The organism is Butyricimonas sp. Marseille-P3923 (assembly GCF_900184685.1).
GTDB lineage: Bacteria > Bacteroidota > Bacteroidia > Bacteroidales > Marinifilaceae > Butyricimonas > Butyricimonas muris.
Genome location: NZ_FXXL01000006.1, coordinates 446,741 through 469,060, shown reverse-complemented (window position 1 = coordinate 469,060; position 22,320 = coordinate 446,741). Strand labels below are relative to the sequence as shown.

Below are 22,320 nucleotides of genomic sequence, written 5' to 3'. Positions count from 1 at the left end.
TTTCAATTAAAATCCGACTCTGACTGTAAAACCCATCGTGTTTGCAAACGGGTATGAAAGACCTCTCTCTTTTTTGATGGAGGAAATGTGCATGATGTCGTTCATGTTGAATTCTACGCGTAAGGTATTCAAATGAATCTTCTTCATCCATGAATGTCTTTGGAAATCATAGCCTAATGTAAGAGAACTTAGTTTCAGCCAGTTGTTATCCTGCACGAAACGGGATACCGGTTTTGTTGTCTTCGAGTGGTCTTTTATGCTCTTGAATTTGGCGTGGTCGCCCGCTTTGTACCATCTGTCGGAGAGCACCCGTTTGTCCGCGTTGTATATGGCGAGATCCACGTTTTCGACTTTGGATACGAGAGTCTGGTTGTATGATTGTCCGCCGAATTCATACATGAACGAGGTGAATAAGGAAAATCCTTTGTAGGACAGATTCAGTCCGAAGGAGCCGCGGGCATCGGGTTCTTCGTCCCCCAGGACAATTTGGTCTTCGGGAGAGTAATTGTAAGTGATGCTTCCGTCTCTCTTTTGTAACATATCTTGTCCCGTGGCGGGATCGATTCCCAGGGATTGTACGCCCCAGATGGCGGTTAATGTCTGACCTTCTTCATATTTTAGTAGAGGTTTCATTAAATCCTCGTCAGCGGTAGAGGTGGAGTTGTAGTAATCGTTTACTTTGTTGTTGTAGTCTTTTAGCGAGTTGGATATTTTTTTGATTTTGCCTTTATTCCGGGATAAATTGGCAAAGACGGAAGCTGCAATATCCTTATCCCTGTATATGTCGCTTCTCAAGTTGATTTCGATACCTTTATTTTCCACTTCTCCCAAATTCTCTTTGTAAGAAGAAAAACCGGATGACAGAGGGATCGTCACGTCGGAGATCAGGTCTTGGGTGGTTTTTTTATACCATGAAGCATCCACGAAAAGGATACCGTTGAATAGCTCGAACTCGACACCGAAGTCAAGAGATTTCGTTTTTTCCCAAGTCAGGTTTTTGTTTCCCAAAGCCATAAGGAATACTCCGTACCCGGAACTGTACCAGTTGTCCAGTTGGGCTTGATAGGTGGTTGATGCCGCGTAAGCGGGGAAATTGACTTTACCGGTTTCCCCGTAATTCGTGCGGAGTTTTAATAATGTCAGGACAGGATTGTCTTTCAGGAAATTGTAGTTGTGTATGTTGATACCGATTCCGCCAGCCCAGAAGGGTGCACTTCGCTTTTTGTCACCGAACTCGGAAGAAGCATCCAGGCGGAAAGATAAGTCTGCCAGGTAGATGTTGTTGTAATCGTAGTTGGCTGATGCGATCACGCCGACCATGCGGGTGAGGTTATCCCCGAAGCTGGGCTTGTTGTAAACGCTTTCTGCGTAAGCCGGAGAACATAAATCGCCGGACGGGAAGCCCCTGTAAATGTATGTTTCTCTATTTTGTTTTGTCCCTCTTGCGTTGTAAGCTAATGTCGCATTGATATGATGCTTGTTGAGGCTTTGGTTGAACATGAGCATTACGTTTAAGTCCCAGGTAGTTAGTTCGCCGGAACCTCGTGTTAATTCGCCGCGTAGGAGGTTGAAGTCGCCTTCCGCGCCCGTGCTGGAGCTATTTGGGGAATGCCGAGACAAGGGATCAATGAATTTTTCGGATTTGTTCCATTGTTGCGTGACTCCAAAAGTTCCTTTGATTTGAAGACCGTCAGTGATAATCCAGTTGATACCGATATTGTCTTCAATTTCCCGGTAGGAAGATTGGTCAAAATTGCTAAGGGTCGCTTCATACAAGGGGTTGGCTTTATCGAAGTCCCCGTAGGTGAGTGTTTTCTTGTAATTCCCGTACTTGTCTTTCATCTCGTTATAGGGAAGTTGTTTCGTGTATTCCGCAAAGTTCCCGTAAGGAGATTCTTGAGCTTCGTTTGTTTTATATGCAAAGTAGTTCTTTACTTGCAGACCTTTGTAGCGGTAGTCAATAGTCAATCCCGCTCCCAGGTTTTTGCGGTAAGAATCTTTCATAACCCCGGCATTGTTGTTGTATGACAGGTCTAGAGAATAACGGATGCTCTCCACTCCGCCTTGAATATAGATACTGTGTTTGTGTCCGAATGCGTTGCGTAAAGGTTGCCCGATCCAATATGTGTCTACCCCTCGGGCGATATATTCGTATTTCTCGTAATAGGCGGGTTCGTTCAAGACGCCGTCGTAAAATCCGGCACGTTTTTCGGCTTCTAGTTTTTCGGCGGCATTCATTAAGTTATAATCGCTAAGGTCAGGGAATGAGATGCTTCCTACCAGGGAATAGTCTACACGAACTTCTCCCGGTTTGGGGGCTACTGTCGTGATGACGATAACGCCGTTTGCGGCCCGGGAACCGTACATTGCGGTAGCGGCGGCATCTTTCAGGATTGTGATCGTTTCGATCCTTTCCGGATCCATGTCATATACCTTTTGTGAGGAAACTTCAAAGCCGTCCATGATAAAAGTCGGCGTGTTCGGGTTGTTTTCTAAAGTTTGCTTGTCGAGGGCTTTTGTCCCGATTCCTGAACGTCCCCGGATGTAAAATTCGGGAACCCTGTTTGGGTTTGAGCCCCATTCATTGTTTTCTACAATACGCAGTGACGGGTCAAACGTTTGTAGGGCTGCAATGACATTGCGTTTGGATACTTTTAGCAGTTCGTCTTTATTAATTTGTACGGCTTTACCCGTAAAACTCGATTTCTTGATATTGGAATATCCGGTAACAATAACTTCGTCCAGATTTTCTTCTTTCTCTTTCAAAGTAACCTTGAAAGTGGTTTTGCTACCAATCTGTATTTCTTGGGTTTCCATACCGATAAAAGAGAAAACGAGCGTAAGATCTTTCAAGTTGGCGGGAATGGTCATTTTGAACAGACCTTTTGCATCGGTACTCGTTCCGATAGTAGTTCCTTTGATCATGACGGTAACACCCGGGATGGAGTCGCCCTTGACGTCTACAACGACACCTTTTATCTCTTTCGCTTTCTCCTCTTCTTTGGTGCGGTTGGTCAACACGAACACGTTATCCACGATCTTGTATGTCAGGCTTGTACCTTCCAGACATTTATTCAAAACCTCTTCCAGTGTTTTGTCTGTCATTTCCAAGTCAAACTTTTTATCCGACCTGACTTGTTCGTGATTGTAGAGAATCTCGCATCCGACCACGTTTGTCAGATATTCCAGCGCGTGGAGTAACGTTACGTTTTTCAAGTTGACCGTCACTACTTTGTGCTGTTGTCCGTACAGGTTTTCCCCGGAGATGGACAAGGTAACGAAAAGTTGCAGGCAAAGAATTAGCAGCCCCTTGCATAGCAACTGTTTTAGATGACACTCTTTTTCCATGTTTGCTATTGTTATGTTTGTAATTAAATTAGATAGGGACGAGAGACTGTTTTTCGAGTCCCTCGTCCTGTTATTTGTCAATCCTTTTTGAGAGCTTGGTTGATTTGATGCAGTAGTAAAGCGTAATGATTACGGGTTTCGGTATTACCCGTGTTTTTGGCTTTTTCCAATTGTTGTTTGGTCTTCATCAAAACATTGTAATACACGTGTGCGATACTTGGAAATTCGGCTTTTACCCGTCTTTGGAATCCAACGCCTTGCACCGGTTCCGGGCTGTCGGCAGATAATTTTGCTTGTTCCGGGACATAACCGTAGAGTTGGAACATCTTTTGATCCAGCCATTGATCCAGCGTCAAGTTATCCGTGATGTTCATACTGCCTCTTGCCTTGCCTTTTCCGGCATCCAGTTTGGATTCTTTGATTAGGCTCTTCACGAAAGTCAATTGTGCTTCCCGTTCCCGGCTTTTCAGCGTGACACCTTTTTGTGTGGGTTTCCAAATGTAATCGTATATATCCTGCAAGTACTCCTCTTCCGTGTATGGATCTTCTGATTTCGAGATGCATAGCCCTAAGCCGGAAGCGTTGCTGATAAGATTGCTGATCAGTGTTTGCTGGAAAAGCACTCCGGGATTACCGATAATCGGGATATTTTTGAGCATTTCTTTGTTATCCAGCCACGACATATCTTCCTGTAATTGCAACAGAAATTGTAAAGCCCGCTTTTGTTCTGCTTTCGGTACGGACTGGTAAGTCGGTCGCGGATCGCCCTCGTATTTCTCGTTCAGGTAGATACCACCGATGATAGGAGTGACGTGTCCCATGTAGGTTCTGAATTGATTCAGAATGGCATAATACATCTGATTTCTGAAAGAGAGGTCAGTGTCCGATGCTGCAACCCATTCGTTCAAGTTTTCCATGACGTATCTTAAATTCTTCAAACCGTAGGTGGCGGACTTGATGGCATCGTCACCCAAGTCTTCTTCCAAGGCACTCGGATCATACCGGGACATGATTTGCTGTTTCCCGTACCTGTAAATAGGATCTCCGGCTTTTTCACTGATCCATCTGTCCAGCGTCGGAACTTCCTCTTCTGCGGTTTTCGCCTCGGGGATAGGCTTGTAAATCCATTTTATGGCGTAGTAATCATATTGTCCAATGATAGGCGGTGTGAGTTTTACCCCTTTTTCCAAGTCCCCCGGTTGTGCCACGTAATTGAAGCGGGCATAATCCATGATGGAAGGAGTCGTGCCGTATTTCTGCGTGAAGGTGGCGGAACGCAAAGAGTCCGTGGGGAAGGCATTAGAGGATGCCATATTGTGCATCAACCCGAAACAGTGTCCCACTTCATGACGTGCGACGTAGCGGATGGCGTCACCCATGACCTCTTCCGGCAAGGTGATCTGCCTTACGCTCGGGTCTACGGCTGCCGTTTGCAACATTCTCCACGTGTAAAGAAGACTCACGAGATTGTGATAGATGTACACGGAAGCGTTCAGAATCTCCCCGCTTCTCGGGTCTACCCAAGAGGGACCCATGGCGTTTTCCACGGGAATGGGAGCATAACGGATACAGGTGTATTTAATATTGTTCGGGTCAAATTCGGGATCGTCAACGGGGAACATTTTGGTCTGTACGACATTCTTTAATCCGATTTCTTCGAAAGCACGGTTCCAGTCTTCCACTCCCATGCGGATGTATTTCATCCACATTTGCGGGAAATTCGGGTCGATGTAGAAGATAATCGGTTGTTTTACATCTACAAGCTCTCCTCTCTTGTAGGCTTCCATCTCCTTGGGTTCAACTCTCCAGCGGTGGGCGTAGTAAACGACGTCCGAACCATTGTCGTCATTCGTGAATTTCATTTTCCCCGTGTAGAAAACCCCGATGCGCGGGTCTAGAATCCGGGGTTGCATCGGTTTCTCCGGCAATAGGATTAAGGAGCGTTTCACGAGGGCGGAGAACGGTTTGTCCGTTTGGTACTCGAACATGCCGAGGGCTCTCATGGTTACCCCGAAGGAAAGGTGACTGCTGATTGATACGTTGTCTTCAAAAGCCATGATATCGCCGATAAACGAACGGTCTTTTTTGAAGTTCGTGATACGCTGAATCCAACCGCCGTAGGTACTTGCGCTGTACGGGTCGAAAGGATCGATCTCGTATAAATCACTTACGAGGAAGTCTGTCACGTCGAACACGACCGCCGATTTATCATTATTCCAGCATTTGACCGGGAACATTTTCGCGATAGCACCGATATTTCCTTTGTCGATGGCTTCTTGAATGTTTTTGTCCTTGGCGTTGGTGACCGAAGCGTTGTAAACATAGCGCATTTGTACGTTCGTGTCTATTTTGGTGAAGTAGATATGCAGGGGTCTGTGCGGCTTCTGTCCCACCAGTGCTTCCGTGTTGTCGCTAATCTCCTCGACAGTCGAACCGAGTAACATTTCCTTCCCGAATAACGAGAACGGAAATTCAAAATAGACCTTGCCGTCGATTTTGTGTAACGTGATCAAGCCCTTTACCGTCTTGCACGCGGGTGTATTGAACAGTTTGTCGTATTCGCTTTGCTTCTTCTGTTCTGTTTTATTCTCTTTCTTCTTTCTCGTTGCGGCTTGCGTACCGAGTGTCGGTATCAAGAAGCAAATGATGAGAAGAGTCATTATCTTGTTCATATCAATTTTTTTTATCATTACTAAAAAGGTTACAGGCTATTTCATCGCTTTGTCAATCCGACGCAACAATAATTGGTAATGATTTCTGGTTTCCAGCGAGGGATGATTTATGTTCTTTTCCAACAGGTTCTTGGTTTTTAGCAACATCCCGTAATAGATGTGTGACACGGAAGGCGAAGTCGTGTAATTAACGGCTTGCAGGAACCCGAATCCGCTGACCTCTCCGTTGTCGTTAGCTTCTTGAGGAGCGGCATATTCAAGTGCGGCGTGTCCGTAATCCTCGATGCTTTTTTGTTTGATATATTCAGGAACTTCGATCGCTTTGAAGGCGTCTGTAATCCCGATCATGATGCTGCCGCCGGAACCGGAACCGCTACTTTTGCTGATTAATGCGGAAACGAAAGCGTCTTGTAACTTACGATCTGCCACTTGGGTTTTTCCGCCTTTTAGTGTTGTAGCCCACACGAAGTTATAAATCTCGTTCAGGTATTCTTCCGGGGTATAGGGATCTTTATCTGTTTTTGCCACGCAGAGGGGGAGTTTGCTTACTCCGTCCACGATGCGGGAAACTACTTCGGATTGGATGTCCGAACTCGGGGAACCGATAAGCGTGAAATTCTTCAACAAATCTTTATTTTCGATCCAGTCGATATCTCTCACTTGTGCCATCATGAATTGTAATGCCCGTTTTTGTTTCTCTTTCGGCACGGCTTCATAGCTCGGACGAGGATCTCCCTCGTATCTTTCCGTCAGGTAAATACCGCCGATATTGGCATACACGTGATTCAAGTATCTCACGTATTGTTGTACTATCTCGTTGTACAAAGAGAATCTGTGCTTGTAGTCTTTGTCGCTGTCGGTAAACCAGTTATTCAAGTTCGACAGGATGTATTTCAAATTCTTGATACCGTATTCGGACGCGATCATGGCGTCGTCGCCTAAATCTTCGGACAGAGAGCTAGGGTCATAATGTGTCCAGATTTGTTGTTTGCCGTACCTGTACATCGGGTCATCGGCTTTTTCGCGCACCCATTGGTTTAATGTTGTCGTTTCCTCTTCGGGAGAGTTGGCGTCTAAAAGCGGAGAATAACTCCATTTGATGAGGAAATAATCGTATTCTCCCAGAATCGGCGGGGTTAATTTCACGCCTCTTTCTTTATCGCCGGGTTGTGCGACATAATTGAAACGGGCGTAGTCCATGATGGATGCCGTGGTACCGTACCTTTGTGTAAATTCGGGATCTCTCAGTTTTTCGACCGGAATGGAAGCCGAGGCTGCCATGTTGTGCATGAAACCAAGACAGTGCCCCACTTCATGACGGCTCGCGTATCGAATGGCCTCACCCATAACTTGCTCGGGGAGAATCTTGTAACGTACATCCGGATCAGCCGCGGCGGTATGGATAAAGCGCCAGTTGTACAGTAAGCTGATCAAGTTGTGATAGATATATACCGATGCGTTAATGATTTCTCCTGTTCTGGGGTCTGTCCATGACGGTCCCATCGCGTTAGCCATCCATGTCGGGGCATAACGTACGCAGGAATATTTCAAGTTGTCCGGGTCAAATTCCGGATCGTCTTTCGGGAAATCCTTGGCGATGATAGCTTTTTTAAAACCGATTTTTTCAAATGCCAGATTCCAGTCCTCTACTGCCATGTGGATGTATTTTTTCCACATATCCGGGAAATTATCGTCGATGTAGAAAACAATCGGCTTTTTCGGTTCCACGAGTTGTCCTTTTTTGAAGGCGATCTCGTCCGATGGTTCCAGTCTCCAACGGTTGGCGTAAAAAACATTAACAGCCTTGTTGTCGGTGTTCGTGTATTGGATTTTAATGGTCGGGAATATTCCTACTCGCGGATCCGCGATACGGGGTCTCGCTGGGATTTCCGGCAAGAGTACGATACTCCGGGTTGCTACTACCGTAAGCGGTTTTTTGTATTCGTAATAGTTCTGTCCTCCGCGGATATCACACTCGTAAGAGAGGTGGCTCCTCACGAGAACATTATCCTCGAATGCCTTGATTTCCCCGAGGAAAGATTTGTCTTGCTGGAAGCGGCTGCTTCTGACCAGATATCCCCCGTAAGTATTGGCACCGTAATCATCGATCGGTTCGAGGTCTTTGTTATCACCCACGAACAATTTGGTGATATCGAAGACCACCGCCGTACTGTCCGGGTTGTAGGCTTCAACCTTGTAAACCCCGATAATAGCCCCGATATTGGCTTTCTCGATGGCATTGGCAATGTTTTTATCTTCAGGGCGTGTGATCGAATAATTGAAAATTTGCCTTAATTGAATCGTGGAATCGATCATGGTAAATTGTATGTGCAACGGCTCTTTGGGTTTTTGTCCCACGATGGCATCCCCGTTATCACTGATTTCCGTTACGGTCGATCCCAGTAACATGTCTTTTCCCAAAAGTTGAAGGGGAAGTTCAAAATACAATTTATTATCGACCCGATGTAAATTGATGAGTCCTTTTGCTTGTGTGTGGTCTTTTTTAAAGAGCTTGTCGTAAGCACTTTCTTTTTTGACAGGAGTTTTTGCCGTTTCTTTCTTTTTCTTTCTGGCAGAAGCCTCTGTTTCAGTTAAGAACGCTACTGTGAAAAAACAGAGCAATAATAACAATTTGTACTTCATGGTAATTTTTTTAAGTTTTTACATACGTGTGATTTATGCACACAACACCCGAATTGATTCGTGTTTCGAATCAATAAATAATTAATAATAAGCTATTTAATTTGTATTATTATATCCTCATAATAGTCACTGTTCGATCTTTTACCTCAAATTTTACATCAGCGGTCAGTTCCAACACGCGGAATGCTTTTGTGATATCGGCATATTTGGGAATGAAACCCGTGAAGTGGTAATCTTTAATGGTTTGATTCGTGTAGAACAGGTTCACATCATACCACCTTGCCAATTTCATCATGACGACCTCCAGCCGTTCGTTGGAGAAATAAAATTTATCATTTTTCCACGATATGGCGTTTCTGGCGTTTGTTTTTTTGATGCTGATGTCGTCCCCGCTTATTTCGAGGGCTTCGTCGGGTTTCAGTTTATAGTTTTTGTTTGCTTTTTTAACTTGTACACTACCTTCCAGCAACACGACCCGCGACACGTCATCATCCTTGTAGTTGGATATATTGAAACTTGTACCGAGTACCTGTACGGCAAAATCTTTTCCTTCCACGATAAACGGGTGTCGCTCATCCCGACTGACTTCAAAATAGGCTTCTCCCTCGAGATACACCCGGCGTTCGGATCGCGTGAAAGTAACCGGATACCGGAGTTTGGAATCGGAATTTAGATGTACTTTCGTCCCGTCCGCCAGCATGACGCTGTATTCTCCCCCTCTGCCGATAACCAAGGTATGGATATTATCCGTTTGGGCGGTTGTATTCTCGGGTGTTCCGGTTTGGTAATATAACGTGGCAGAATCATTCCGGTATTTTGTCCCGGAATTATCCGTTAATTCAAGTTGGCAGTTCTTGTGCAATTGTATCTCTTCCCGGTTCGACACGATGAGGGTGGCTTTGCCCACTCCCGGTTGAATCGGTTTCATGGCAACTACATCTTTTGGCTTTATTTCCGTGCGGCTTTCTATCCGGTAAATAAAATAGGTACCGAGAAGAAGGAGAATGGTTGCCGCATACCCGAAATAGCGGGATACGCGTCTTCGGGGAAAGGAAGTCACGTGTTTCCATGCCTTGTCCGTGTCAATCGTTTGTTTCAATCGATATTGTTCCAGTATATAGTTTTCGTTTTGTATACGAACGTATAATTCTTGGTTTTTATTCGATTGTTTCAACCAATTGGCGAGAAAGAGTTTTTCTTCTTCCGTGATTTCCTGCCTCATCTGTTTCAAGATTAGTTCGGAAATTTTCTGTATGTCGGATTCTTTTCTCATTTTATGGCGTCTTTTATCCTTAAGACAAAAGAATTGAACCCGCGGGTGACAGAGGGTATTATTTTTTCGAAGATTTTTAAAAACAAGGAAAAATAATGACTAATAAGGGGAACAAGTCTTTTAAATTTTCTTTCAAGAATTTGCGTGCTCTCAGGCGTTGGGTTTTCACCGTGTTTTCTGAGATCTGAAGGGTTTCGGCAACTTTACAAACCTCCATACCGTCGATGTAGCTTAGTTTGAAGACCTTCCGGCATTCTTCCGGAAGTTTCTCGATGGTACTGAATATTTCTTCCATAATCTCGCTTTCGATTCGCTGAAGCAGGTAACTGTTTTCTTCATAGACTTCTTGCTCGAAGTCTTTCATTTTTTCAGTGATATATGCTTGATGCTTCAAGTGATTAATGCAAGCGTTATGTACCGAACTGTAAAGGTAGGCTTTGAGTGAGTTTATTTTGTTTATTTTCACCTTTTTATGTAACAAGGTAATGAAAACATTTTGAACGATATCCTCGGCCTCGTCAAAATTATTCAAGATACGGTTGGCAAAAAGACATAACGCGGGATAAAACGTGGTAAACAGTTGTTTGCTACGTTCATCTGTCGAGAATAAATGCATGTTAGTCTCTTCCTCCATCTCTTTTTGTCTTTTTAATCTTCATTGTTCACATACCATCCCTACATTTGAGACAAATAATATTCACCCGCGGGTGACAACGGTTAAATATTTTTTTCAAAATCGCCTGTCAGAGTCTTGCCTTATAAATTGAAACAATCATTCGGGGCAAAGTTAGAATATTTTGGGATATATCTCTATTTTTGTGTTTTCAAACGGACAGCATGAGCAATTGGTTACAGAAATACGGGCGGCATTACTCGGAAACGGTTAAGATAGGCGTGCCTATCGTGTTGGGACAGCTAGGGGTTGTCGTGGTCGGGTTGGTGGATAATATTATGGTGGGACATTTCAGTACGGCTGATCTGGCGGCTTCCTCGTTCGTGAATAGCGTGTTCAATATCCCGATTCTTTTCGGCTTGGGTTTCTCATACGGGTTGACTCCTTTGATCGGGCAATTTTTCGGTCGGGGGAATAAGTTCCGGGTAGGCGGTCTTTTGCGCAACAGTCTGTTGGCTAATTTGATGATCGGGGTGTTGCTCTCGTTGATCATGGGAGTGGTTTTCTTGAATGTTCATCGCATGGGACAGCCGGAAGAGTTACTGCCGCTCATTCGGCCTTATTTCCTGTTACAGTTAGCCTCGTTGGTTTTCGTGATGATGTTCAACAGCTTCAAGCAATTTGCCGACGGCATCACGGACACGAAGACTTCCATGTGGATCATGCTCTCCGCCAACGTGCTGAATATTATCGGGAACACGATTCTGATTTACGGGACTTTCGGGCTTCCGGCACTCGGCTTAACGGGAGCGGGAATATCCACGCTGGCATCCCGGGTATTCATGTTTGTCGCGTTCGCCGTCTTGTTTTTCCGGCGTTTGTCCTATCGTCGTTATTTGGTGGGGTATCGTCGGACAGCGTATAATTCGGGAGACTTGCGGGTGCTGAATCGTATGGGAATCATGGTCGGTTTGCAAATGGGGATGGAAACCGCGTTATTCAGCATCAGCGGGGTAATGATCGGTTGGCTGGGCACGGTCGCTTTGGCGGCGCATCAGGTGGTAGCCTCTATATCCACCCTTGGATTTATGGTGTATTATGGTGTCGGGTCTGCGGTTTCGATACGGGTAAGTAACTTTTACGGTAGGGGAGATATCGCGAGCGTGAAACGGGCAACCATGGCGGGAATCCACTTGTTAGCTTTGTTGGCTTTGACCGTTTCCATATTCTTCCTGTCGGTACGGGGACATATCGGACTGGTATATACTTCATCGGGAGAGGTGGTAGACTTGGTTGCCGTGTTGATGGTGATCCTCGTTTTTTACCAATTCGGCGACAGTCTGCAAATTATCTTTGCCAATGCCCTGCGAGGCGTTTCGGACGTGACTTCTATGGCTGTCATTTCCTTTATCGGCTACTTCGTGGTCGCTTTGCCCGTTTCTTACATTTGCGGCTTCGTTCTGGATTGGGGTATTGAAGGGGTTTGGACGGGTTATCCTCTCGGGCTCACCCTGACCGGCATTATGCTCTGTTGTCGTTTTTATTACTTTATCAGGAAGAAAAATTTGAAACCTTTTTCCCCAACCTCTCCCTGATTTCCTTGTACCCTTTCTGTTTATCCGAGAAATGTACCGTGTTAATGCCGAGAGCCTGTGCGGCTTTGACATTCGCGGCAAGATCATCTATGAATAGTGATTCTTCCGGTTTCAAGTGATATCGTTTCAATATCAACTCGTAAATCTCCCTGTCCGGTTTAACCATGTGTTCTATCGCCGAGATAATCTGCCCGTCGAAATAGTTGAACACTTCCCGCGTCTTGAGATACTCGTAAAAGTCGAGCGACATATTGGATAGACAATACAGTTTGTAGCCTTGCGCGGACAATAGCCTGATTAACTCTTCTGTTTCGGGAATCGGTACCAGCGAGCGTTTCACGTGTTCCACGAAAGCATCACATTCTTTGGCGGATATTCCGGTGAGCACGGATACTTTGTTCACGAGTTCTTCTCGCCCGAGAATTCCTTTGTCGAATTGAGTCCAATAGTCTTTGAAGAATCCCTTGTTTTTGATGTTCATGATCAACGTCGGATTCCCTTTAAATGAGTCGATTACTTGTTCTCCGTTCCATTCGACTACCACTCCTCCTAAATCAAAAATAATGTTTTTCATAATCGGCTTATATTTTATTTTACTTTAGAAATCAACAATTATGCCAACAGAGGGAAGTAATGTCCCCGTGTCATTTTTTATATATCGCATCAGGTAGTGCCCCGGACGATCGGGGTCTACCCGGTAGCTTCCGTTCGCATCCTCTTCCGGGACAAGGAGATCGGGGCTTTTCGTCTTGTGGTTGTATATATTTTGTATGTCGGCATACAAGATAAGCGACCATTTCTTGAAATAGAAGCTCCGGTCAACCCGAATATCCAGTTGATGGAACGAGGATGCCCGTTCGCTATTAAAACGAGAGTAATCGAGATAAGGTTGCTTCTTGGCATCCCACGCTACGATCAGTGAACTCGTTTCTCGGTCGTAGGGAGTGAAGGGAGCCCCATTTGTGTACCTCCATTTCATGCCGACATCCCAAAGCCCCAGTTTGCGGGTGGCGGTGAGCGAAAAGATATGACGGTTGTCCCAGCTACTGGGGATATACTTGGATGTCGGGCGCAAGTTGTGATCCATCTGTTTGAATTCCGAGTAAAAATAGGTATAGGCGGCAGAAGCCACGATGCCGAAAAATTCTTGTGTGCGTATCATGAGCTCCACCCCGTATGCCCGTCCCTCGCCGAGCGACTTCACGGGTTCGTCACCCACGGCAACGTAATCCGTCCCCTTGTTGGCAAGCACGATGCTGTCGGCGAGCGACACGGGATACTTGTCGTAGGTCTTGTAGAAACCTTCCAGCGTGATCTGTGTCCGGGTGCCGGGACGGTACTCTATTCCCGCCGCGTATTGGTTCGTGGCGATATATTTCACCCCGTTCCGTTTATTGACGAGCTCCCCGTTTTCGTCCGCGTACCCCATGGTCGTGTAGGAAGGCAATTGATAGTAACGCCCCGTACTCGCGTTGACGAACCATTCCGGCGTGAGCGAGTAGGACAGGGAGAGGCGGGGGGAGAACTGTTTCAACGGGTTGCTCATGCCCGACGTGTAACTGTTCCCGTCTACCCGTGCCCCGAACGACAGGGAAAGGCGTTCGAGGAAAAAACTTTTACTGGCTTGCCCGAACAGCGACCATTTGAAAAACTCGAAATTCCGGTCGTAGCGGATGTTTTGTAACTCTCCTCGCGTGTAGAGTTCCCTTTGTGTCTTGTTCTTGTAGGTGGCGTACTCGATGCCTGCCCCGAAATTCAGTTTCACGTTTTGCTTCGTCAGGCGATTGTGCTCGAAGCGGAATTTATTTTCCGTTTCTCCCGAGGTATAGTCCACCAGTTTCGGTTGACTCTTGTCGTTCCGGCTGTACTTCTCGATCTCGTTTTGCAGCGTGCTCCGGCTGAGCACGAAAAGATGATTCCAACGCTTCCCGTAATACTTGTACGTGGCACCCAGCGTGTAACTCCATTGCACGCTTTCCGGCAAATAATCGAGCAGGTATTTCTGGTCATCGTCGGGATCTTTCATGTTTTTATTCAAATTATTCACGTCGTAAGCCCCGATACCCAGAATCGTCAATTCGCTTTTTGGGGAAAGATTCGTTGTCGTCTTGAACTGTACGTCATTGTACACCGGGAGAAAAGGCAACCCGATCATGTCGAACAGGAACTTGAGATAACTCCTTCGCGCGGACATGATAAAGGTCGTTTTCGGGGCGAGCGGACCGTCGAGCGATACCCCGAAATCGGTAGCCCCCAGAGTTCCCCGTACTTTTATTTTATCCGGATTCCCGGATATTTGTTTGAAGTCGAGCAACGAACTCATCAAGTTTCCCCGGTCTGCCGGAAAAGCACCGGAATAAAAGTTCACCTCTTTCACGAAATCAATATTCACGATACTGACCACGCCACCGGAAGCCCCTTGCGTGGCGAAGTGGTTCAAGTTCGGTAATTCCACGTCGTCCAAGTAGAAACGATTCTCGCTCGGACCACCGCCCCGCACGATAAAGTCATTGCGGAAAGCCGGGGATGAAAGCACGCCGGGCATGGATTGCAGCACTTTCGATATATCCCGGTTCCCGCCGGGGTTCTTCTCGATCTCGGCAATCCCGATGCGCTGCAAAGACATCGGGCTCACCGCCGTTTTGCGGAAGGGATCGGCTTTCACTGTCACTTGTTCAAGGCTCACCGAACTCTCCTCCAGCTCCACGTTCACCGTGCGCTCGGAAGCCGTGTTAACCATAAATTCTTCCGATAGCTTCGTGTTATACCCGACACTGCTCACTTCCAGTCGATTGAATCCTAACGGCACATTCTCTATCCGGAAATACCCGTTCTCGTCGGCCGCCGTCCCTATGGTCGTTTTCCAGATCACCACGTTGGCAAAAGGAACCGGTTCATTATTTTTACTGTCAAATATGCGCCCCTTCACGATTCCCTTTTGCTGCGCGTGCGCCATCACGGGGACAAGAAATAATAGGGCAAGAATAAATCGAATAACTGCTTTCATCTGTTTAAATATCGTTATCGCGAATGTAGTTAAAATACATCGACTTATACTATATCTTGCCCCGTTTTCATCGAAAAACCGAATCCTGCCGTATACCGGGCTGAAAAATATTATGACATTTTTTCGTAAAAAAAACGTCATAATATTTGGAGTTTGACAGAAAAGCACTACTTTTGTCCCCGTCTTCAAGCCCAGGTGGCGGAATTGGTAGACGCGCTGGACTCAAAATCCAGTGTCCCTTAAAGACGTGCGGGTTCGATTCCCGCCCTGGGTACAAAAAAATCGAAAGAAAACCCTCTGAATCGAATGATTGAGAGGGTTTTTCTTTTGTGGGAAACTTGAAAAAAATGTATTAACGGTATTCGGAAGGGAGTATGGCAATTGGTATAAAAAAGAGGTTCGTGATTTGACAGCCGGCAATATATCTCTTGGATTATTATGGTTTGCCGTCCCCATGATACTGGGCAATCTATTACAACAATTATATAATATCGCGGATACCCTGATCGTGGGGCAATTCCTCGGGGCAAACGCTTTGGCGGCGGTGGGTTCCGCGTACGCCTTGATGATCTTCTTGACTTCGGTACTTTTAGGGTTGTGCATGGGAAGCGGGGTAGTCTTTTCGCTTCAGTACGGTTCGGGAAATAAGGAAGCGATGAAACGTAGTGCTTTTGTTGCCTTGGTATTGATAGGGGCTGTCACTTTGTTGTTGAATATTATCGCTTTTGTTTGGATTGATCCTATCATGAGATTGTTGCAGGTGCCGGAAGACGTGTACCCGTTGATGCGGGAATATCTGTGGATTATCTTTTGGGGGATAGGTTTCACTTTTATTTATAATTATTATGCTTGCCTGTTGCGTGCCATCGGTAACTCGGTTGTGCCGTTATGGTTCTTGGCTGTCGCTGTTGTGTTGAATATTGTTCTTGACTTGTTGTTTATTCTTTTGTTTGGCTGGGGTGTTCGCGGTGCGGCATGGGCTACCGTCATCGCTCAAGCCGTGTCGGGAGTCGGGCTCTGTCTTTACGCGATAAAGAAATTCCCGGAATTTCGAATCCGCCGTCAGGATATGCGGATGAAATGGGCGACAGTAAAGGAGATTGCCGTTTATTCCTCGTTGACCTGCGTGCAGCAATCCGTGATGAATTTCGGTATTCTGATGGTGCAAGGTTTAATCAATAGTTTCGGGATCGCTGTCATGGCGGCATTCGCCGCGGCGGTGAAAATTGATTCGTTCGCGTATATGCCCGTTCAGGATTTTGGTAACGCTTTTTCAACTTTCATCGCTCAAAACTTTGGAGCAGGGAAGGCGAAGCGTATCCGGGAGGGAATCCGTGTGGCGGTCATTTCGACAATGTTGTTCTGTCTTTTTATTTCCTTGCTCGTGTTCATTTTCGCCCGTCCTCTGATGCTTATTTTTGTCCCCGCGACAGAGTCCGAGATTATCGCGATCGGGGTTCAATACCTGCGTGTCGAGGGGGCTTTCTATTGTGGCATCGGCTGTCTGTTCTTGTTATACGGTTTCTATCGGGGGATAAGAAAGCCGGGAATGTCCGTAGTCTTAACGGTCATTTCGCTGGGAACCCGTGTCGTCTTGGCTTATGTCTTGTCTGCGCTTCCGGCAATAGGAGTGGTGGGTATCTGGTGGGCGGTGCCTGTCGGCTGGTTCTTGGCTGATATTGTCGGGATGTGGTACTATCGTAAATGTTTTCACTTGAAATTTCGCGATGTTTCTTTGGAGTGAAAATAGTGAACTTGGAGAAGATTCAATGAAATAAGATATTCTGGATAGTGCTGATGTAGGTTTACTAAAGTTTACGGTAAACTTTTTCAGGGTAATACACTATCGTTTGTTCGAAGTAGGCTTATGGATTGTCCCGACCAAGAACGTAGCATCTTCGAAGCATGGACGTAGCATGAACGCTTGCGGTCGTTTTTGATGTGTTTGTGTGTTGATGGTAAAGAGATAATGTGGTAGGGTAGCCATTTACAAAGGAGTAACCTATATGGTATTATTATTTGCTATTCTTTCCCTATTGCTTTTGCAAATCATTCATGCGGGATGAGATGTTTGTTGTATCACTTTTCGTGGTTACATCAAAAGGCTCCCTCTTTCCTTTTATGATTTAAATTATCAAGATGTGAAGGAAAATTTATAACTTTACAGTTAAATTTTTTATAGTGAGATGAATGATAATATGAAAAGAGGTAAAATGAAAGGTTGTTTTGTGCTGATTTTGTTATTTTGTGTAATGAAGCCGGTTTGGGGACATTCGGATGTGATAATGACAAATAAATACGGGAACGTGGAGGTGTGGTGTCAATTTGGCTTTAATCGACACGAGGAAAGGTTTAAGGCTTTAATTATCGGTCAGTTGGTAGAGATACTTTCAAGAGAAATGGATTATAGACAGCCGATTGTTTTAAGTTTTAAACATAGTTACGTGGACGATATTGTTCCCCGGTATAAACTTCAGTGCAGACGAGGAAGTACGGGTGATACCCTTTTGTTTAACTTGGAGGCGAAAACGTATAATGCGACGAAAACGCTTCAGCTGATAGAGCATGGAATAAAGAACAAGGAAAGTGTTTTTAGGGAACAACGAGATACTACATTTGAGACTCGTTACTGGGGGCCTCATACTGAAACTTCTTTGGACAGGGCGAAAATAGATAAGGTCCTGAACCGGAAAGTTTCTTTTTTGGTGAATAAGGTGTTAGCGAATAAGATATACAGGCCGAAAGATAATCATGATAAGATATCAGAGAGATTCATGTATTATTATCAAAATAATAAATATCATATTTTTTATAAGAAATGGGATGGGTGTGGGCGTGTGTTGCTGGAATTGGATAATATATACCAATTCGGGCAGCTTGTCTATCCTGCTTTTGTATTAAGCAGTAGATGTGGGGTGATTTTTGATACGGATTCGACATTTTATGTGTTGACGAGGGATAATATGTCCAAGGAGGAAGATGCTCGTTATTTTATTTCAAAACGACATACGGTGACGGGGGTGAAAGATGTGTATGAACCGTTTCATTTGGTCGAAATCGGGGAGAGGAATGTTATTATCGGTGTACGGCAATTTTTCAAGCCTGAACGAAATCTCCTTTACCGGGCAAAAGATGATTATTTGATTCAGAATTTGGATACCTTTGTTGACAAGTTTAAAGAAGTTGATAAGTAAAGAAATCCGGAAAACTATTGGGATATGGGAAATTTGTTTACGATGCTAACCGTTCGGGCGGATTACGGGCAAAACGCTTTGGTGATTTTGGATCAGACGTGCTTGCCGAACCGGGAGGTTTATCTGGCGTTGAAGACGGCGGAGGAGATTTGGGAGGCGATTTATTCGTTGAAGGTACGGGGAGCCCCGGCTATCGGGGTGGCAGCGGCTTACGGGGTTGCCGTGTTGATGCAGGGAGTAGAGGTGACGGATTTCGAGAGTTTCTATCGGGAGTTCGTGAAGGTAAAGAAGTATCTGGCATCCTCTCGTCCCACGGCGGTGAATTTGTTTATGGCGTTAGACCGGATGGAAGCCCGGTTATTGCGACATCGGGGAGAAGGAGTGAAGGACTGGAAGCGGGTATTGCGGGAGGAGGCTGAGGCAATCCGGGAAGAAGACGCCGCGGCTTGCAAGCGAATCGGGGAGTGGGGGTTGTCGTTGCTGCGCCCGGGGATGGGGTTGCTCACGCATTGTAACGCGGGGCATTTGGCGGTGTCCGAGTACGGGACGGCTTTGGCTCCGGTTTACTTGGGACAAGAACGGGGATATGCCTTTTCCGTGTTTGCCGATGAAACTCGCCCTCTATTGCAGGGAGCCCGATTGACGGCTTATGAGTTGCAGAAGGCCGAGGTGGATGTCACTTTGATTTGTGATAATATGGCTTCAACGGTGATGAAGCAGGGACGGGTGCAGGCCGTGTTGGTGGGGTGTGACCGGGTGGCAGCCAACGGGGATACGGCGAACAAGATCGGTACTTCGGGGGTAGCGGTATTGGCGAAATATTACGGTATCCCGTTTTACGTGTTAGGACCTACTTCAACGATAGACATGGGATGTCCCACGGGTGAACAGATCGAGATCGAGGAGCGTGCCCGCGAGGAGGTGACGGAGAAATGGTATGCCCGGAGAATGGCGCCCGAAGGCGTGAAGGTGTATAACCCGGCTTTTGACGTGACTTCCGCTGATTTGATCACGGCGATTATCACGGAGCGGGGGATTGCTTATCCGCCTTTCGGGGAGACGTTAAGGATGTGGAAAGAAAAGACATTTTGACATAATAATTAGTGTTTTTAAAGACAAAATGACAGACGTGGGGGCACGGGGAAGTGTTTCTCGAAATGGAAAAATTCCCGATGCTTCTTTTATTTCTTGATTATCAGTGAGATGTGGCGTTTGTTGATTTCATATTTCAATCGTGAAACTTTTGGGCGTGAGTTTCGGTATATACTTTGTAATTTCTAACGCAGAAAGGAGTGATTGAGACTATGAACATGAATAATTATACAATTAAGTCGCAAGAGGCGGTGCAGGCTGCAGTGCAGCTGGCGCAGGAAAAAGGTCAACAGGCGATCGAGACGGGTCACTTGTTGAAGGGGATAATGGAGAAGGGCGAAAATATCACCACTTTTATTTTTAATAAATTGGGTATTAATAGCCGGAATGTTGTCGCGGCGTTAGACCGTATCGTGGATGCTTACCCGAAGGTATCGGGAGGTTCCCCCTATTTGTCCGACGAGGCGAACAAGGTGTTGGAGAAAGCTGCGAAGCTGGCGGGAGAGATGGGTGACCAATATGCTTCATTGGAGCATATTCTTTTAGGCTTGTTGTCGGTGAAAGATCCTGTGTCCGGTATGTTGAAGGATGCGGGTATGACCGAGAAAGAAACCCGGGAAGCGATCAACGAGTTGCGGAAGGGGTCGAAAGTAAATTCCCAATCGGCGGAGGATAATTACGATGCCTTGGGAAGGTACGCTATCAATTTGAATGAACGTGCCCGAAACGGGAAACTCGACCCGGTGATTGGGCGGGATGACGAGATACGCCGGGTGTTGCAGATATTGTCGCGGAGAACGAAGAATAACCCGATTCTGATTGGTGAACCGGGTGTGGGTAAGACCGCTATTGCCGAGGGATTGGCGCAGCGTATCGTGAACGGGGATGTACCCTCGAATCTGGCATCCAAGAATATTTATTCTTTGGATATGGGTGCCTTGATTGCCGGGGCAAAATATAAAGGGGAGTTCGAGGAGCGATTGAAAGCCGTGGTTAACGAAGTGTTGTCTTCCGAGGGAGAAATTATCCTGTTTATCGACGAGATACATACTTTGGTCGGTGCGGGAAAATCCGACGGAGCCATGGATGCGGCGAATATACTGAAACCGGCATTGGCAAGGGGTGATTTGCGGGCGATAGGTGCGACGACGCTGAACGAGTACCAGAAGTATTTCGAGCAGGACAAGGCGTTGGAGCGCCGGTTCCAGAAGGTGATGATTGACGAACCGGACGTGATGAGTGCGATCAGTATTATGCGTGGCTTGAAAGAGCGTTACGAGAATCACCATAAAGTGCGGATCACGGATGACGCGATTATTGCTTCCGTGGAGTTGTCGCACAGGTATATTTCCGATCGTTTTTTGCCCGACAAGGCGATTGACTTGGTGGACGAGGCGGCTGCCCGTCTGCGGTTGGAGATGAATTCCGTGCCGGAAGAGATTGACGAGTTGGATCGTAAGATCAAGCAGTTGGAGATCGAGAAAGAGGCGATCAAGCGGGATGGCAAAAGTAAGAAATTGGACGAGATTCAGAAGGAATTGGCGGATTTGAACCAAGAACGCACGAAATTGCGTGCTCAATGGGAGTCCGAGCGATCCTTGATTGACGAGATACAGAAGAATAAGGATGCGATAGAGCAGTACAAGTTCGAGGCTAGTCGTGCTGAACGCGAAGGCGATTACGGTAAAGTTGCCGAGTTGCGTTACGGTAAAATCAAGCAGGCGGAGGCGAGAATCGAGGAGGTAAAGGCCAAGCTGGCGGATATGAAGCACGGGGAATCGCTGATCCGGGAAGAGGTGACGGAGGATGATATTGCCGCCGTGGTTTCTAAATGGACGGGGATTCCGGTGAGCCGCATGATGCAGAGTGAAAGGCAGAAGTTGTTGCATCTGGAGGATGAATTACACAAGAGGGTGGTTGGTCAGGAAATGGCGATCGCGGCATTAGCTGATGCGGTACGACGGAATCGTGCCGGGTTGCAGGATGCTAAACGACCGATCGGTTCATTTATCTTTTTGGGAACGACGGGTGTCGGAAAAACCGAGTTGGCGAAGGCATTGGCGGAGTTCCTGTTTGACGACGAGTCATTGATGACCCGTATAGATATGTCCGAGTACCAAGAACGTCATTCCGTGTCCCGGTTGATCGGAGCGCCTCCCGGATACGTGGGATATGACGAGGGCGGACAGTTGACGGAAGCTGTTCGGCGGAAACCGTATTCCGTGGTGTTGCTCGACGAGATCGAGAAGGCGCACCCGGACGTGTTCAATATCTTGTTGCAAGTGTTGGATGACGGTCGTTTGACAGATAATAAAGGTCGGGTGGTCGATTTCAAGAATACGATTATCATCATGACTTCAAATATCGGCGCGCATATTATTCAGGATAAACTGAAAGGTATTGACGAGAATAACCGGGACGAGGTGTTAGAGAAGACAAATCGCGAGGTTTACGAGATGCTGAAACAGACGATTCGTCCCGAGTTCCTGAACCGTATTGACGAGATCGTGATGTTTGCCCCGTTGAAGAAGTCCGAGATCGTGGATATCGTGCGTTTGCAGTTTAACGGAGTCAAGAAGATGCTGGGGAATAACGGTATCGCTATCGAAATTTCGGATAAAGCCGTGGAATGGCTTGCCGAAGCCGGATATGATCCGCAATTCGGTGCCCGCCCCGTGAAACGGGTGATACAGCGTACATTGCTGAATGAGTTGTCCAAGCAAATATTGGCGGAGGAGGTGTCGCGGGACAGCCGTATCGTGGTAGACGTGAAGGATGACAAGATTGTCTTCGAGAATAAGTGAGAATACTAAAATAAGTGTATAGAAGGTGTTTGACAAGTGTTGTTGAACACCTTTCTAATTTTATTTATGATTTAGTGGT

The 22,320-nt window shown here is 46.3% G+C and carries 12 protein-coding genes and 1 tRNA gene; 6 read left to right on the top strand and 7 right to left on the bottom strand.

Annotated features, from left to right (window positions below):
- Window positions 1–6: 6 nt before the first annotated feature.
- The 5 genes from CS948_RS07800 to CS948_RS07780 form a co-directional block, all read right to left on the bottom strand.
- Entirely contained in the window at window positions 7–3,348 is a 3,342-nt protein-coding gene (locus CS948_RS07800; RefSeq protein WP_099291136.1) for a SusC/RagA family TonB-linked outer membrane protein, read from the bottom strand.
- A gap of 77 nt (window positions 3,349–3,425) precedes the next feature.
- Window positions 3,426–6,020: a zinc-dependent metalloprotease gene (locus tag CS948_RS07795; RefSeq protein ID WP_255301906.1), complete on the bottom strand. Its 2,595-nt coding sequence runs from the start codon at window positions 6,018–6,020 to the stop codon at window positions 3,426–3,428.
- A 36-nt stretch (window positions 6,021–6,056) separates the two neighbouring features.
- A complete protein-coding gene (locus CS948_RS07790) occupies window positions 6,057–8,663 on the bottom strand; it encodes a zinc-dependent metalloprotease (protein WP_099291134.1) in 2,607 nt (868 codons plus the stop codon).
- 109 nt (window positions 8,664–8,772) lie between these two features.
- Window positions 8,773–9,936, bottom strand: a complete 1,164-nt coding sequence (locus tag CS948_RS07785) for a FecR family protein (RefSeq protein WP_099291133.1) — start codon at window positions 9,934–9,936, stop codon at window positions 8,773–8,775.
- Window positions 9,937–10,012: 76 nt separating this feature from the next.
- Window positions 10,013–10,570 carry an RNA polymerase sigma factor gene (locus CS948_RS07780; protein ID WP_099291132.1) on the bottom strand — a complete coding sequence of 186 codons (558 nt, stop codon included), beginning with the start codon at window positions 10,568–10,570 and terminating at the stop codon, window positions 10,013–10,015.
- A 203-nt stretch (window positions 10,571–10,773) separates the two neighbouring features.
- Here CS948_RS07780 and CS948_RS07775 point away from each other — a divergent pair, with 203 nt between their 5' ends.
- Window positions 10,774–12,144 carry an MATE family efflux transporter gene (locus CS948_RS07775; RefSeq protein ID WP_099291131.1) on the top strand — a complete coding sequence of 457 codons (1,371 nt, stop codon included), beginning with the start codon at window positions 10,774–10,776 and terminating at the stop codon, window positions 12,142–12,144.
- Here the strand turns inward: CS948_RS07775 and CS948_RS07770 are convergent.
- Both CS948_RS07770 and CS948_RS07765 read right to left on the bottom strand, forming a co-directional pair.
- Window positions 12,101–12,718 (bottom strand): HAD family phosphatase, encoded by a 618-nt coding sequence (locus tag CS948_RS07770; protein WP_099291130.1) that lies wholly within the window; start codon window positions 12,716–12,718, stop codon window positions 12,101–12,103. The two genes, CS948_RS07775 and CS948_RS07770, sit on opposite strands and share 44 nt — an antisense overlap.
- Window positions 12,719–12,742: 24 nt before the next feature.
- Entirely contained in the window at window positions 12,743–15,151 is a 2,409-nt protein-coding gene (locus tag CS948_RS07765) for a TonB-dependent receptor (RefSeq protein WP_099291843.1), read from the bottom strand.
- Window positions 15,152–15,340: 189 nt separating this feature from the next.
- Between CS948_RS07765 and CS948_RS07760 the strand changes: the two genes are divergently transcribed.
- From CS948_RS07760 to clpB, 5 genes are all read left to right on the top strand, one after another.
- Window positions 15,341–15,425 (top strand) — tRNA-Leu (locus CS948_RS07760).
- A gap of 180 nt (window positions 15,426–15,605) precedes the next feature.
- Window positions 15,606–16,895, top strand: a complete 1,290-nt coding sequence (locus CS948_RS07755; RefSeq protein WP_099291842.1) for an MATE family efflux transporter — start codon at window positions 15,606–15,608, stop codon at window positions 16,893–16,895.
- 469 nt (window positions 16,896–17,364) lie between these two features.
- The gene (locus CS948_RS07750; protein ID WP_099291129.1) at window positions 17,365–18,345 is read left to right on the top strand and encodes a hypothetical protein; all 981 of its coding nucleotides are present in this window, start codon (window positions 17,365–17,367) and stop codon (window positions 18,343–18,345) included.
- Window positions 18,346–18,369: 24 nt separating this feature from the next.
- Window positions 18,370–19,437, top strand: a complete 1,068-nt coding sequence (gene mtnA / locus CS948_RS07745) for an S-methyl-5-thioribose-1-phosphate isomerase (RefSeq protein WP_099291128.1) — start codon at window positions 18,370–18,372, stop codon at window positions 19,435–19,437.
- A gap of 212 nt (window positions 19,438–19,649) precedes the next feature.
- Window positions 19,650–22,241, top strand: a complete 2,592-nt coding sequence (clpB, locus tag CS948_RS07740) for an ATP-dependent chaperone ClpB (RefSeq protein ID WP_099291127.1) — start codon at window positions 19,650–19,652, stop codon at window positions 22,239–22,241.
- Window positions 22,242–22,320 lie beyond the last annotated feature (79 nt).